Below are 13,981 nucleotides of genomic sequence, written 5' to 3'. Positions count from 1 at the left end.
CCCCTTTATTGTCAGGAGATTAACGATGGCAAAAGAATTCAGTCGTTCTCAGCGCGTAGCTCAAGAAATGCAAAAAGAAATTGCAATTATCTTGCAGCGCGAAATCAAAGATCCCCGTATTGGTATGGCAACCGTTTCTGGCGTAGAGCTGTCACGGGATCTGGCATACGGTAAAGTCTTCGTCACTTTCTTCAACTTTGCGAATGAAAAAAGTGAAGAAGAGATGGTTGCAGACGGCATTAAAGCATTAAATGAAGCGTCAGGTTTCATTCGTTCATTACTGGGAAAAGCAATGCGTTTACGTATTATTCCTGAGTTAACGTTTGAATATGACAATTCATTAGTTGATGGCATGCGTATGTCTAACTTAGTATCGAACGTGATTCGTAATGACGAAGAGCGTCGTGCAGGTACAGATAGTAAAGAGGAAAAATAATGGGGCGTCGTCGTAGCGGGCGCAATATTGACGGCGTTGTGCTGTTAGATAAGCCCACCGATATTTCCTCAAACGATGCGCTGCAAAAAGTGCGGCGCTTTTTCAACGCAAATAAAGCCGGGCATACGGGGGCACTTGACCCACTAGCGACAGGTATGTTGCCAGTCTGCCTTGGTGAAGCGACGAAATTCTCACAGTTTTTACTCGATTCAGATAAGCGCTATCGGGTGATTGCACGCCTTGGGCAACGAACGGATACTTCTGATTCTCACGGCGAAATCATCAGTGAACGCGATATCACTTTTACGGCACAGCAACTTGAAGAAGCCCTCGAACATTTTCGTGGAGATACACTGCAAGTTCCTTCCATGTATTCAGCGCTGAAACACCAAGGGCGCCCATTATATGAATACGCACGTAAAGGTATTACGGTAGAGCGTGAAGCCCGCCCAATTACAGTGTATGAACTTCAGTTTATTCGTTGGGATAACAATGAATTAGAACTGGAAATTCACTGTTCTAAAGGCACCTATATTCGAACTATCATTGATGATTTAGGTGAAATGTTGGGATGTGGTGCGCATGTGACTTATCTGCGTCGTGTGCAAGTCGCAAATTATCCTTATGACCGCATGGTCACGTTGGAACAATTAGCTGCTTTGCGGGCAAAAGTGGATGCGGGAGAAGGCTCATTTGAATCCTTACTCGATTCGCTATTATTGCCAATGGATACCGCAGTGGTTCATTTTCCTGCAGTGAATATTACTGAGGAAACAGCCGCGTATTTCAAACAGGGTCAACCTGTACGCGGTGATGTAAAAGACCTAGTGGAAGGCGACATGATCCGTGTCACTTGTGGTTCAGAGCAGCGGTTTATCGGTATCGCTCTGATTAGTGAAGATGGACGTATTGCACCAAAGCGCTTGGTCGTTGAAAATGAACCGTCCGCATAATGGCGCTTATTGCTTTGCTGCTCTAAGCAGCGTAGAATGACGGCGCTAAATCTTGAGATGCTAAATTAGAGATTGGCTCTCATCACTTAAATTTATATTATTTTGGAGTTTATTATGTCTCTAAGTACTGAAGCGAAAGCGAAGATCGTTGCTGAATTCGGCCGCGGTGAAAATGACACGGGTTCAAGCGAAGTTCAAATCGCTCTGCTGACAGCTCAAATCAATCACCTGCAAGGTCACTTCTCTGAGCACAAAAAAGATCACCACAGCCGTCGTGGTCTGCTGCGTATGGTTGCTCAGCGTCGTCGTTTACAAGCTTACCTGAAAGGTAAAGATATCGCACGTTACACAGCGCTGATCGAGCGTCTGGGTCTGCGTCGTTAATCTTGTCAGTTTCAGAGGAAAGGGGCCAAATGGCCCCTTTTCTTCTAAAAGTTAATTGAAAGTTGAAGTAATACTCGAATTATACTTAACTAAAATGTTAAGCTATTATCGATAATTGACTGTTTTAATTAAAACCACTTAAAACTACATCCGTATTCGCGCGGCTAATGAGAGAATTGATGATTGGAATATCAATCCTCTCATTAGTCGCGAGGCTGTAGTCAGAAAATAAACCATGCTACCTGAGAATCTCTCGTAGCCTTACAAAAAGGGTAATATTTTGTTAAATCCTATTGTTCGTAAGTTCCAGTATGGCCAGCATACCGTAACATTAGAAACAGGCATGATCGCACGCCAAGCAACGGCGGCGGTGATGGTAAACATGGATGACACTGCAGTATTCGTGACTGCTGTGGCACAGAAAAAAGTTAAAGAAGGGCAAGATTTCTTCCCTTTAACAGTAAACTACCAAGAGCGTACTTACGCTGCAGGTCGTATTCCAGGTAGCTTCTTCCGTCGTGAAGGCCGTCCTGGTGAAGGCGAAACCTTAGTTGCACGTCTGATTGACCGTCCATTACGTCCTCTGTTCCCAGAAGGCTTCCTGAACGAAATCCAAATCATTGCTACCGTTGTTTCTGTTAACCCACAAGTTAACCCAGATATCGTTGCGATGATCGGTGCATCTGCTGCACTGGCACTGTCTGGTGTTCCATTCAATGGTCCTATTGGTGCTGCACGTGTTGGTTTTATCAATGACCAATATGTTCTGAACCCAACTGCTGATGAATTAAAATCAAGCCGTCTGGATTTAGTGGTTGCAGGTACTGACAGCGCAGTATTAATGGTTGAGTCAGAAGCTGAACTGTTAAGCGAAGAGCAAATGCTGGGTGCAGTTGTGTTCGGTCACGATCAACAACAAGTTGTTATCCAGAACATCAATGAATTAGTCAAAGAAGCGGGTAAAGAGAAATGGGATTGGCAACCAGAGCCAGTTAACCAAGCTCTGAACGATCGCGTTGCTGCACTGGCTGAAAGCCGTATGGGCGATGCTTACCGTATCACTGAGAAACAAGAGCGTTATGCTCAAGTTGACCTGATCAAAGACGAAGTGATTGCAACTCTGGTTGCTGAAGATGAGAACGTCGATGTTTCTGAAGTGTCAGACATTCTTGCTCACTTAGAGAAACAAGTTGTTCGTAGCCGCGTTATCCGTGGTGAGCCACGTATCGATGGCCGTGAGAAAGACATGGTTCGTGCGTTGGACGTTCGTACTGGTGTTCTGCCACGTACTCACGGTTCTGCACTGTTCACCCGTGGTGAAACTCAGGCGCTGGTTACTGCAACATTAGGTACTGAGCGTGATGCACAGGTTATCGATCAATTAATGGGCGAATACACTGACCGCTTCTTATTCCACTACAACTTCCCTCCATACTCTGTTGGTGAGACTGGTATGGTTGGTTCACCTAAACGTCGTGAAATTGGTCACGGTCGCTTAGCGAAACGTGGTGTGCTGGCAGTAATGCCTTCACAAGCAGAATTCCCGTACACAGTACGTGTTGTTTCTGAAATCACGGAATCTAACGGTTCTTCTTCAATGGCATCTGTATGTGGTGCGTCTCTGGCTCTGATGGATGCTGGTGTACCAATTAAAGCTGCTGTTGCGGGTATCGCGATGGGTCTGGTGAAAGAAGGTGACGATTTCGTTGTTCTGTCTGACATCTTAGGTGATGAAGACCACTTAGGTGATATGGACTTTAAAGTAGCGGGTAGCCGTGACGGTATCAGCGCACTGCAAATGGATATCAAAATCGAAGGTATCACTCGCGAAATCATGCAAGTGGCTCTGAACCAAGCTAAAGGTGCGCGTCTGCATATCCTTGGCACAATGGAACAAGCTATCAATGGCCCACGTGAAGAGATCTCTGAGTTCGCTCCACGCATTTACACCATCCGTATCAACCCAGACAAGATCAAAGATGTCATCGGTAAAGGTGGTTCTGTTATCCGTGCATTAACGGAAGAAACAGGCACAACTATCGAGATCGAAGATGACGGTACTGTGAAAATCGCAGCAACTGATGGCCTGAAAGCGAAAGAAGCAATTCGTCGCATCGAAGACATCACTGCAGAAGTTGAAGTGGGTCGTATCTACCAAGGTAAAGTGACTCGTATCGTTGACTTCGGTGCATTCGTTGCTATCGGTGGCGGTAAGGAAGGTCTGGTTCACATTTCACAAATCGCTGACAAGCGTGTAGAGAAAGTGACTGACTACCTGCAAATGGGTCAAGAAGTTCCTGTTAAGGTGTTAGAAATCGACCGTCAAGGCCGTATTCGCCTGAGCATGAAAGAAGCTGTTGCTGGCGAAGAAGCTCCAGCACAGCAGGAATCAGCAGAATAAGCTGACCGAAAGTGTAGCGCCTGATAAACTTAGGCGCTATCAGCCTAAATTTGCTGACTAGTGGTAATGTAAGGGCGTAGTATGCAGAACTGTATTAACTTTCGTTTTATCGATAGCCGCACCTTAGTCCGTGTGCTATCCGCGTTCATCTTTTTTATTATTATTGGATGTAGTAATAAAGATTGGCGTAAAAACGAGGTTTTTGCAGTTCCATTGCAGCCTTCATTACAACAAGAAGTGATTTTGGCTCGTATGGAACAAATCCTTGCGAGCCGATCTTTAACCGATGATGAGTACGCGCAGCTTTTATATGAGCGCGGAGTACTGTATGATAGTCTCGGTTTAAGGGCGCTGGCACGTAATGATTTTTCAACTGCGTTGTCAATCCGTCCGGATATTCCTGAAATCTTTAACTTTTTAGGAATATATTTTACGCAGGCTGGCAACTATGATGCCGCCTATGAAGCGTTTGATTCTGTTTTAGAGCTTGATCCAACTTACAATTTCGCGCGAATGAATCGTGGCATCGCATTATATTACGGTGGACGATACAAATTAGCGCAGGATGATCTGCTGGCGTATTATCAGATAGATCCAAATGATCCTTTTCGTACTCTGTGGCTTTATCTCGTAGAAAAAGACATAGACCCGCGTATGGCACAAGACAATCTTGCTGCCCGCTACAACCAAGCGGAGAAAGGGCAATGGGGCTGGAATATCGTAGAATTCTATCTTGGCAATATCAATGAAACGACATTGATGGAGCGTTTGAAAGAGACATCTACGGATAACACTTCGCTCGCTGAGCATCTCAGTGAAACTAACTTCTATTTAGGTAAGCATTACCTAAGTCTGGGGGATAAGGATAGCGCAACTGCGTTATTCAAACTGACGGTAGCTAACAACGCACACAGCTTTGTTGAGCACCGCTACGCATTGTTGGAATTGGCGCTGTTAGGCCAAGAACAAGACGACCTATTAGAATCGGGCCAGCAATAGCTGACGAACATTTCTCTATTCATTTTTAAGCCATCATCCACCTGGGTGAGGGTTTATTTGTTCGTTTAATAACACAATTTGAGCCAGTTCACATTTTAAATGATAATGACCGAAATGATTTTCGCTCCGTTATGTAAACTGGCCGCCACTAAGTATGAGGCACCTTTACATGACGACTGAGACCGATATGTCTTTTGCTGATCTAGGTTTATCAGCATCTATTTTGAACGCACTAAGCGACCTGGGATACGAAAAACCATCTCCAATCCAGCAACAATGTATTCCATTGTTATTGGATGGTAATGATGTATTAGGTATGGCACAAACCGGTAGTGGTAAAACCGCTGCATTTGGTTTGCCATTACTGCATAACATCGATCCAGATTTAAAAGCTCCACAAATTTTAGTACTGGCACCGACACGTGAGTTAGCGGTGCAAGTTGCTGAAGCACTGAGCGATTTCTCTAAACACATGAACCGCGTCAACGTGGTTGCCTTATATGGCGGTCAACGTTATGACGTTCAACTTCGTGCATTACGCCAAGGACCACAAGTGGTTGTTGGTACTCCAGGTCGTCTGTTAGACCACCTGAAACGCGGTACTTTAGATCTTTCTAAACTGAAAGGCTTAGTATTAGACGAAGCTGATGAAATGCTGCGTATGGGCTTCATCGATGATGTTGAAAACATCATGAGCCAGATTCCAGCAGAACACCAAACTGCGCTGTTCTCGGCAACAATGCCAGAACCAATCCGTCGTATTACTCGTCGCTTTATGAAAGATCCTAAAGAGATCCGCATTCAGTCGAGCATTACTACACGTCCAGATATCGCTCAAAGCTACTGGACTGTTTACGGCATGCGTAAAAATGAAGCGCTGGTGCGTTTCTTAGAAGCTGAAGATTTCGATGCGGCGATTATTTTCGTTCGTACCAAAAACGCAACCTTAGAAGTTGCAGAAGCGCTTGAGCGTAATGGCTATAACAGTGCGGCACTGAATGGTGACATGAACCAAGCACTGCGTGAGCAAACATTAGAGCGCTTAAAAGATGGTCGTTTAGATATCCTGATCGCAACTGACGTTGCAGCACGTGGTCTGGATGTTGAGCGTATCAGCTTAGTTGTTAACTACGACATCCCAATGGATGCAGAATCTTACGTTCACCGTATCGGTCGTACCGGTCGTGCGGGTCGTGCGGGTCGCGCATTACTGTTCGTTGAGAACCGTGAGCGTCGTTTACTGCGCAACGTTGAACGTACAATGAAACTGACTATTCCTGAAGTGGAATTGCCAGATGCTGACGTATTAAGCCAACGTCGTCAGGCGAAATTTGCTGAACAAATCCAACAGCAATTAGAAAGCAGCGACTTAGATCAGTACCGTTCACTGTTAGCGAAAATGTCTCCATCTGAAGATGTAGATATGGAAACCTTAGCAGCGGCATTACTGAAAATGGCTCAAGGCGAACGCGCTCTGATCCTGCCACCAGATGCACCGCGTCGTCCGCGTCGTGAATTCAACGATCGTGATGATCGTCGTGGCGACCGTCGTGACCGTAACGACCGCAACAGTAACGGCAACGGTTTTGACCGTGCAGAGCGCGGCGATCGTGGTGCTCGTCGTGAGCGTCGTGATGTTGGCGATATGGAAATGTACCGTATCGAAGTGGGTCGTGATGATGGTGTTGAAGTTCGTCATATCGTTGGTGCGATTGCGAACGAAGCAGACATCAGCAGCCGCTACATTGGTAACATCAAACTGTTTGGTACTCACTCAACTATCGAGTTACCAAAAGGTATGCCAAGCGAAGTGTTAACTCACTTAAGCCGTGCGCGTGTTCTGAACAAACCAATGCAAATGCAACTGATCGGTGATGCTCAACCATTTGAGCGTCGTGGCGGTGGCGAACGTCGTGGTGGTCCACGTCGTGAAGGCGGTAGCGAAGGTGGCTTCGGTGCAGGTCGTCGTAATGACCGTGGTGGCGATCGTGATGGTCGTCGTAGCGGTGGTGATCGCGAAGGCTTCAGCGGCAACCGTCGTGGTGGAAACCGTGATGGTGGCAACCGTGACCGTGGTAATTCTGCACCTCGCCAAGATGGCACTAATGCAGCGCCACGTCGTCGTAGCAGCAGCCACAACGCATAATAGCGCTATCCAGCCACATTAATGTGGCTGAGATAAATACAAAAAACCCGCATTTTAAAATGCGGGTTTTTTTATGCAGTTAATAAGGCTTTCGCTTCTCGCTGAGGCATAGGTAGCGGTGCTCGGCTTACTACTACTTTTTTCACACGCTGATTAAATGCCCCGTAAACAATTTCGGTAAATAGGCGCTCTTCCACCATATTCACGCCCCCTTCAATAATTTCGAGGGCTTGAACCAAAATACGATGTTTCGACGCAAAAGGGCGACGGACTTTCAGACCCATATCGCAGACCAACTGATACAGTACAAACTCGGCTTTAAAAAAATCCCCGATAACCATTCTTTGGGCTGAAAACTCACCCGTTGCACTGTGTTCTTCATGGGTATCGAGATTTTTTAATGTCATCGAATTGGTGCGAATTTGCAGGTAAAAATCAGCCATAACCTTTTCTCCTGAGTCACTCGTTAAATTAGCCCAAGCGCCTCTTTTAAGGGTTTTAAATAGCGGCGGCTAACGGGAATATGCTCACCTGAGCATAGCACCAATTCGGCTTGTCCATTATCCCCAAATAGAATCTCGCTGAGCTGGGTCATATTTACTAAATATTGACGATGGCAACGGACTAACGACGTACGCATTTCTAATGTGCGCAAGGTTAATTCGGTAAAGCCTTCTTGTCCTTGGGTACTCATTACATACACGCCGCTCATGCGAGAAGTAACATATTGCACATCGTCTAATTTCATTAGATAAATTCGGCTGTGTCCGGTACAAGGAATAAACTTGAGCGGTTCATTGTTATCGAGAAGCTCGAGATTCTGTTTCTGTTTATTTTGGCGTAAACGGGCTAAAGTTTTTGCCAATCTTTCAGGTTCAAGGGGTTTAAGTAGATAGTCGAAAGCATGCTCTTCGAAAGCTTGGATCGCAAATTCATTAAATGCCGTCAGAAAAACAATGTGTGGGCGCTCTTCAGGATCGAGCATACGCACCATTTCTAATCCCGTCACCCGGGGCATTTGAATATCTAAAAACACCACATCAGGCTTTTTTTTGTGGATCAAACCGATGGCTTCAATGGCATTGGCGCACTCGCCAATAATCTCGATATCGTCATGTTCCTCAAGTAAGCAGCGCACGTTTTCACGGGCTAGGGGTTCGTCATCAACGATCAGTACATTCATAGCGTTATTATCATTTATTATGTGCAATGTGATTAAGTGGACATGTAGGGCAAGCGGATTTTCACGCGGGTGAATTTTTCAGGTTCATACTCCACGCCTATTCCATATTTTTCACCGTATTTCAGGCGCAAGCGTTTATCGACTAAGCCCATCCCTAAGCCGTCAGATTGCCCACTTGGCTGGTATAAACCGGCATTATCTTCGATTTCAATATAGACATGTTCACAGCGAATATAGCTGCGTATTGTAATGTATCCGGTATTTAATAACTGTGAAGTGCCGTGTTTTATTGCATTTTCGACAATAGGTTGCAGCGTAAACGCGGGTAATTCCACCTGTTTAACTTCATCGGGGATATCTAAATGGATCTGTAAATTATCTTGGAATCGCGCCTTTTCAATTTGCAGGTATGAATTGATATGCTCGATTTCTTCCCCTAATGTCGCATTCTGCTCTGGACGTTTTAAGTTATTGCGAAAGAAGGTGGAGATATACTGCACGAGCTGTCCCGCTTGCTGGCTATCTTTGCGGATCACTGCTTGTAATGTGTTGAGCACATTAAAGAGAAAATGCGGGTTCACTTGTGCGTGAAGCAGTTTGACTTCCGATTGCAGTAAAGATTGCTTATTGCGCTCATATTGCCCCGCCAAAATTTGGGCGGAGAACAGGCTGGCAATTCCTTCCCCTAGCGTACGGTTGATGGAGCTAAAGAGGCTATTCTTGGCTTGGTATAATTTGATGGTTCCAATGACTCGTTGGTTTTCCCCTCTAAGCGGGATGACGAGGGTGGAACCAAGCTTGCATGAGGGGCTTAGCGAGCATTTATACGGCGTTTCGTTACCATCGGCATAAACCACTTCATTATTATCAATGGCCTGCCTGGATTGAATGGATGAGATAGGTGTCCCTGGAATGTGGTGATCGGAGCCTAGCCCGATAAACGCGAGAATTTTTTCTCTATCCGTAATGGCGACGGCACCAATATCTAATTCTTGGTAAATAATTTTTGCCACTTTCATGCTGTTATCCGCATTGAAACCTTTACGCAAAATACCCTCAGTACATAGGGCAATTTTCAAGGCTTGCGCGGAGAATGCCGTGGTGTATTTCTCGACGATGGCGCGCCTATCCAGCAAGATACGGATAAACATGGCAGCCCCGATGGTATTGGCAATGATCATCGGCGCGGCAATATTTTTCACTAATTCATAAGCTTCATCGAATGGACGGGCGATGAGTAAAATAATTAGCATCTGGATGATTTCAGCGAAAAAGGTAACGCAGCTGGCGGTAACAGGGTTAAAAATTTTATTAATTTCCCCTCGCTTCATATAGTAACGATGTACCAGACCGCCAATTAAGCCTTCGACAATGGTCGAGATCATACAAGCGAAAGCGCTCATTCCACCCAAAGAGTACCGGTGAACCCCACCTGTAAACCCAACAGCAAAGCCCACCGCAGGGCCGCCTAACAATCCGCCAAGTACAGCACCAATAGCACGAGTATTAGCTATGGAATCATTGATATGTAAACCAAAATAAGTACCGATGATGCAAAATACGGAGAAAATAAGGTAGCACATCACTTTATGAGGTAAGCGAATGGTAACCTTAAGAAGAGGGGTGACCAGAGGAGTGCGGCTGAGTGCCCAAGCGATAACGAGGTAGACGCACATTTGTTGTAGTAGTAATAAAATCAAATCGAATTCGTACATGCTCGTCATATTTCACATTATGGGGGTGTTAGCTACGCTCAGCTCCTCTAGTCACATACTTTTGTATGCTCCTAGAGATATCTTCTCTTGCCGCCTACCCATAATGCGAACTATTTAGAGCATGTTAGAGCATGGCTCACTATATTTTACATTATGGGGGCTGCGCTCAGTGGGCTTAGCCATATACTTTGGGGGATATTGTATCTTATTGGGCTGGTTAAGTAATCGTCATTTAATAATTAGTAAAACATCATTATTTGACATAAGCGTCAAAGCCCCTCAGACTAAAAAAGACCGCTAAAGCGTGATTTTGCGCACAAATTTCTTAACGTTAGTGTTAATTTATTGTCATAATGAAAAAGTAGTTTCCTCCGTTATTATTCAAGGCCCACATACATAATGAAAAAAAGAACCATCATACTGATCTTGCTTATGCTGATCTTAATTGCTGCTGCGGCGCTTTTTCATTCCCATAATCAATTTTTATTATTGCAAGGGGAAGTGGACGCACCGGAGGTCATCGTGACTTCAAAAGCCAAAGGCAGAGTCATTGAACGCCATGTAGAACGCGGGGATGATGTGAAGAAAGGGCAGTTATTGCTCACCTTAGAAAGCCCTGAGTTACAAGCCCAATACGCGGCATTAAAAGCGGCTAAGGACCAAGCTCAAGCTCAACTCGACCAATCCTTGAATGGAACTCGTGAAGAGACGCTGCGTGACCTACAAGCTGCGGTTGCTCAAGCAAATTCGCAATACCAAAATGCCTCCCGTGAATTTACCCGTTTAAATAATCTTTCAGGTAAAGGGTATGTTTCAGCAAATGAGCTAGATACCGCCCGTAAAGCGAAAGATGTTGCGTTCCAACAAGTCCAAAGTGCTAAGGCGCGTTTGGAAGAAGGGAAAAACGGCGATCGTATCGAGCAGCGTCAACAATATAAAGCGGCAGTGGACCAAGCAGAGCAAAAACTGGCTGAACTCCAAGTTCAACTGGATGACTTGCAAGTGAAAGCCCCTGTGGATGGTGAAGTTGGTCCAATCCCAGCAGAAATTGGTGAACTGTTCAATGCAGGTAGCCCATTAATCTCATTGATCAGCCTCCCTCAAGCCTATTTTGTTTATAACCTACGTGAAGACATTTTAGTGGGTGTGAAAAAAGGGGACAAAATTGAGCTGACGGTTCCTGCCTTAGGGGATAAAACCGTGGAAGCCGAAGTTCGCTATATTGCACCGAAAGGGGATTACGCGACTAAACGAGCCACCCGTGCGACAGGGGATTTCGACCTGAAAACCTTTGAAGTTCGCTTGTATCCACAACAACCGATTGAAGGATTGCGACCGGGGATGAGCGTCTTGTGGCACTGGGATAAATAACAGGTGACGCCATGAAACTCAAATTCGCTTGGCATGGTTTTGAACATGCCTTTAGCCGCGAAACCCAAATGGCGATCCGCAGCCCAGTCTTTCACTGGCTGAGTTGGCTATTCCCTTTGATGCTGTTTACGTTAATCAGCGCTAACTTCTCTGAGGGAACGCTGATGGATGTGCCAGTTTCGGTGGTCGATAGCAACAACAGCCCGGTTTCAAGGCAAATTATCCGCGACCTTGATGCGGGCCCTCATGCGGAAGTGAAAGCGATTGATGGCAACTTAGTGACATCCATCAAGCAGCTGGGGAGTGCCAAAGATTATGCCTTGCTTTATATCCCCAAAAATTTTGAGGAGGATATATTGCGAGGACGCCAGCCTGAATTGCGCATGTACTACAATGCACTATTTTACGCATCTGGCAGTTATGCTATTCAAGATTTTAGCGGCTTAGTTGCGGAACTTAACGCCAAATACCGCCAAGAAATGGCAAAATCGATGGGGCAATCGCTACCGGCATTGGCGCAAGTCACGCTCTCTTACGATAGCCTCTTTAACCCAAGTGGCAGCTATATTTATTACCAACAATTTGCGGCGACCATCCACATGCTGCAACTGTTTGTGGTCACAGCCACTATTTACACCATGTCTCGCGGCACCATTCTTCAAAGTGTGAAGCCATTTTCAATGGCACTGCTAGGTAAAATGGCACCTTATACGTTATTTTTTACGACGTTACTGATTGTGGAACTGGCGGCATTGGTCACTATTTTCGACGCAAAAGTGGTGGGGAACCCTCTGTATATGATGCTGGTGGGCTTCTTCTATGTGATAGCGGCGCAGAGTATCGGGTTACTACTCTTTAGCTTTACGTCCAGCGCGATAATGGCTTACAGCTTAATCGGGATGCTGGTGAGTATTGCCTTGGCGTTTTCTGGCATGGCAGTGCCGGAACTCTCGATGATTCTGCCCGCACGGATTATTTCGAACGCGGAGCCGCTCACTCACACTTTAAACGCCATGTTTGATATTTTCTTACGGGAAATCTCGTTTGAGCGCATTGTGCAAGTGTGTCTATTCTTGCTGATTTACCCGTTACTGACGGCATTTTTGATCCGTAAACGCTTAGTGAAACGGCTTGAAACCCAAGGAAGTATCGTATGATGACGGTCTATTTTGCGACGTTTAAAAAGGTACTGCTGGGCATGCTGGAGAAACCGATGTGGCTGTTGCTGCTCGTTTCTCTCTGTATTATGAGTTTGGTGTACGCGCGTCCTGTCCTGTGGGATCTGCCTGTGGCGGTTATCGATATGGATCACTCAGGCGCAAGTCGTGAACTGATCCGTGATTTAGACGCCACGCCCAAAGTCCAGCTACACAGTTACGATAATTTAGCTCAAGCGCGGCAGGATATGATTGCGAGGCAGCTGTTTGCCATCGTAATCATCCCTACGGATTTTGAAAAGCATTTGCTTAGTGGCAAAAATATCACGGTACCGGTTTATGGGGATGCCACAAACCGCTTAGCCAGCGGGCAAATCCAGCAAGAGCTATCGAAAGCGTATCAAACGCTATTGAGCGCCTATAACACCCAGTTACTGGAAAAGGCGGGTTTCAGTCCTGAACAAGCGAAAGTGATTATTGCCCCTGTTCGCAGTGAAACCGAGCCACTGTATAACCCCGGAATTAGCTTTGCGGCGATTATCTTCCCTGGCTTGCTGGTGATGTTATTGCAGCACTCCTTATTAATTGCGTGTGTGCGGGTCAGTATTGCCATTCGCTCTACACCAAAAGGTAAACCTCCATTAGCGGTTTATCTGGGGGCGTTGTCGGCGCTGGTACCTATCTGGTTATTTCTTTCGACCGTGTTTTTTGCCTTATGGCCATGGATTTTGGGTTATCGACAAGAAGCGCCGTTGTACCAAATTTGGATGCTGACCTTCCCATTCTTACTCGCCGTTATTGGGTTAGGGAAGTTGGTCACGGAATGCTTGCGTAGTGTGGAGATGATCTACCTGACATTGGCGTTTATCACCACGCCGGTATTCTATATGTCTGGGACTATTTGGCCATTACAAGCCATGCCGGATTGGGTACGAATGATAGCCTCGGCGTTGCCATCCACATGGGCGACTAACGCCATGGCGGGGATCAACCAAATGGGGCTGCCATTTAGAGATATCTTGATGGATATTGTGATGATGCTGGTGCTTGGGGTGATTTACTCGTTTATCGGTGTGTTTATTGGCATGTTGCGAGATGGTGAGTTACGCCAGATTAGCCATGCAGTGCACCGCTGGCGCAAGCATTTTCATAAATAGCCATAAATAATCGTCAGAGAGGTTGGTTTCCAACCTCTTATTTTGAAAAGTTACGTCTCAATTTTTTATTCCGGTACAT

Annotated in this window: 12 protein-coding genes; 9 read left to right on the top strand and 3 right to left on the bottom strand. The window is 45.8% G+C overall.

Going from position 1 to position 13,981, the window contains the following annotated elements; genetic code table 11:
- The first annotated feature begins 25 nt into the window (after nt 1-25).
- The 6 genes from rbfA to M5X66_RS16280 all read left to right on the top strand — a co-directional run bounded on the left by rbfA (nt 26) and on the right by M5X66_RS16280 (nt 7,319).
- Nucleotides 26-436, top strand: a complete 411-nt coding sequence (gene rbfA, locus M5X66_RS16305) for a 30S ribosome-binding factor RbfA (protein WP_036949056.1) — start codon at nt 26-28, stop codon at nt 434-436.
- The gene (truB, locus tag M5X66_RS16300; RefSeq protein WP_132496364.1) at nt 436-1,389 is read left to right on the top strand and encodes a tRNA pseudouridine(55) synthase TruB; all 954 of its coding nucleotides are present in this window, start codon (nt 436-438) and stop codon (nt 1,387-1,389) included. The genes rbfA and truB overlap by 1 nt, the downstream gene beginning before the upstream one ends.
- A gap of 114 nt (nt 1,390-1,503) precedes the next feature.
- Complete coding sequence (rpsO, locus tag M5X66_RS16295; protein WP_006814502.1) at nt 1,504-1,773, top strand: 30S ribosomal protein S15; 270 nt, start codon at nt 1,504-1,506, stop codon at nt 1,771-1,773.
- Between the two features lie 280 nt (nt 1,774-2,053).
- Nucleotides 2,054-4,174 carry a polyribonucleotide nucleotidyltransferase gene (gene pnp, locus M5X66_RS16290; RefSeq protein WP_036949061.1) on the top strand — a complete coding sequence of 707 codons (2,121 nt, stop codon included), beginning with the start codon at nt 2,054-2,056 and terminating at the stop codon, nt 4,172-4,174.
- An 81-nt stretch (nt 4,175-4,255) separates the two neighbouring features.
- Nucleotides 4,256-5,173, top strand: coding sequence for a lipoprotein NlpI (gene nlpI / locus M5X66_RS16285; protein WP_154599704.1), 918 nt, complete (start codon nt 4,256-4,258; stop codon nt 5,171-5,173).
- A gap of 169 nt (nt 5,174-5,342) precedes the next feature.
- Nucleotides 5,343-7,319 carry a DEAD/DEAH family ATP-dependent RNA helicase gene (locus M5X66_RS16280; protein ID WP_036949064.1) on the top strand — a complete coding sequence of 659 codons (1,977 nt, stop codon included), beginning with the start codon at nt 5,343-5,345 and terminating at the stop codon, nt 7,317-7,319.
- Nucleotides 7,320-7,390: 71 nt separating this feature from the next.
- Here the strand turns inward: M5X66_RS16280 and M5X66_RS16275 are convergent, their stop codons facing one another.
- The 3 genes from M5X66_RS16275 to M5X66_RS16265 are packed head-to-tail and all read right to left on the bottom strand — an operon-like array spanning nt 7,391 to nt 10,217.
- Nucleotides 7,391-7,762 carry a YjaA family stress response protein gene (locus tag M5X66_RS16275; RefSeq protein WP_154610028.1) on the bottom strand — a complete coding sequence of 124 codons (372 nt, stop codon included), beginning with the start codon at nt 7,760-7,762 and terminating at the stop codon, nt 7,391-7,393.
- 23 nt (nt 7,763-7,785) lie between these two features.
- The gene (btsR, locus tag M5X66_RS16270) at nt 7,786-8,502 is read right to left on the bottom strand and encodes a two-component system response regulator BtsR (RefSeq protein WP_036949068.1); all 717 of its coding nucleotides are present in this window, start codon (nt 8,500-8,502) and stop codon (nt 7,786-7,788) included.
- Nucleotides 8,503-8,534: 32 nt separating this feature from the next.
- The gene (locus M5X66_RS16265; protein WP_036949266.1) at nt 8,535-10,217 is read right to left on the bottom strand and encodes a sensor histidine kinase; all 1,683 of its coding nucleotides are present in this window, start codon (nt 10,215-10,217) and stop codon (nt 8,535-8,537) included.
- 399 nt (nt 10,218-10,616) lie between these two features.
- Here M5X66_RS16265 and M5X66_RS16260 point away from each other — a divergent pair, with 399 nt between their 5' ends.
- Genes M5X66_RS16260 through M5X66_RS16250 form a run of 3 tightly spaced genes read left to right on the top strand, consistent with a single transcriptional unit; the run spans nt 10,617 to nt 13,902 of the window.
- Nucleotides 10,617-11,588 (top strand): HlyD family secretion protein, encoded by a 972-nt coding sequence (locus M5X66_RS16260; RefSeq protein WP_036949070.1) that lies wholly within the window; start codon nt 10,617-10,619, stop codon nt 11,586-11,588.
- Nucleotides 11,589-11,599: 11 nt separating this feature from the next.
- Nucleotides 11,600-12,745 carry an ABC transporter permease gene (locus M5X66_RS16255; RefSeq protein WP_154599701.1) on the top strand — a complete coding sequence of 382 codons (1,146 nt, stop codon included), beginning with the start codon at nt 11,600-11,602 and terminating at the stop codon, nt 12,743-12,745.
- Nucleotides 12,745-13,902: an ABC transporter permease gene (locus M5X66_RS16250; RefSeq protein WP_036949268.1), complete on the top strand. Its 1,158-nt coding sequence runs from the start codon at nt 12,745-12,747 to the stop codon at nt 13,900-13,902. The genes M5X66_RS16255 and M5X66_RS16250 overlap by 1 nt, the downstream gene beginning before the upstream one ends.
- The last annotated feature ends 79 nt before the right edge of the window (nt 13,903-13,981 follow it).

This window comes from Providencia sp. PROV188, from assembly GCF_027595165.1.
GTDB classification, from domain to species: domain Bacteria; phylum Pseudomonadota; class Gammaproteobacteria; order Enterobacterales; family Enterobacteriaceae; genus Providencia; species Providencia lanzhouensis.
Note: the sequence above shows the minus strand (reverse complement) of the source record. Positions and strands in the feature narration are given on the sequence as shown.

Excerpts from the sequence above, each read along its gene's own strand:
- rbfA (WP_036949056.1), top strand. The coding sequence starts at position 26 with ATGGCAAAAGAATTCAGTCGTTCTCAGCGCGTAGCTCAAGAAATGCAA.
- truB (WP_132496364.1), top strand. The coding sequence starts at position 436 with ATGGGGCGTCGTCGTAGCGGGCGCAATATTGACGGCGTTGTGCTGTTA.
- rpsO (WP_006814502.1), top strand. The coding sequence starts at position 1,504 with ATGTCTCTAAGTACTGAAGCGAAAGCGAAGATCGTTGCTGAATTCGGC.
- nlpI (WP_154599704.1), top strand. The coding sequence starts at position 4,256 with ATGCAGAACTGTATTAACTTTCGTTTTATCGATAGCCGCACCTTAGTC.
- M5X66_RS16280 (WP_036949064.1), top strand. The coding sequence starts at position 5,343 with ATGACGACTGAGACCGATATGTCTTTTGCTGATCTAGGTTTATCAGCA.
- M5X66_RS16275 (WP_154610028.1), bottom strand. The coding sequence starts at position 7,762 with ATGGCTGATTTTTACCTGCAAATTCGCACCAATTCGATGACATTAAAA.
- btsR (WP_036949068.1), bottom strand. The coding sequence starts at position 8,502 with ATGAATGTACTGATCGTTGATGACGAACCCCTAGCCCGTGAAAACGTG.
- M5X66_RS16265 (WP_036949266.1), bottom strand. The coding sequence starts at position 10,217 with ATGTACGAATTCGATTTGATTTTATTACTACTACAACAAATGTGCGTC.
- M5X66_RS16260 (WP_036949070.1), top strand. The coding sequence starts at position 10,617 with ATGAAAAAAAGAACCATCATACTGATCTTGCTTATGCTGATCTTAATT.
- M5X66_RS16255 (WP_154599701.1), top strand. The coding sequence starts at position 11,600 with ATGAAACTCAAATTCGCTTGGCATGGTTTTGAACATGCCTTTAGCCGC.
- M5X66_RS16250 (WP_036949268.1), top strand. The coding sequence starts at position 12,745 with ATGACGGTCTATTTTGCGACGTTTAAAAAGGTACTGCTGGGCATGCTG.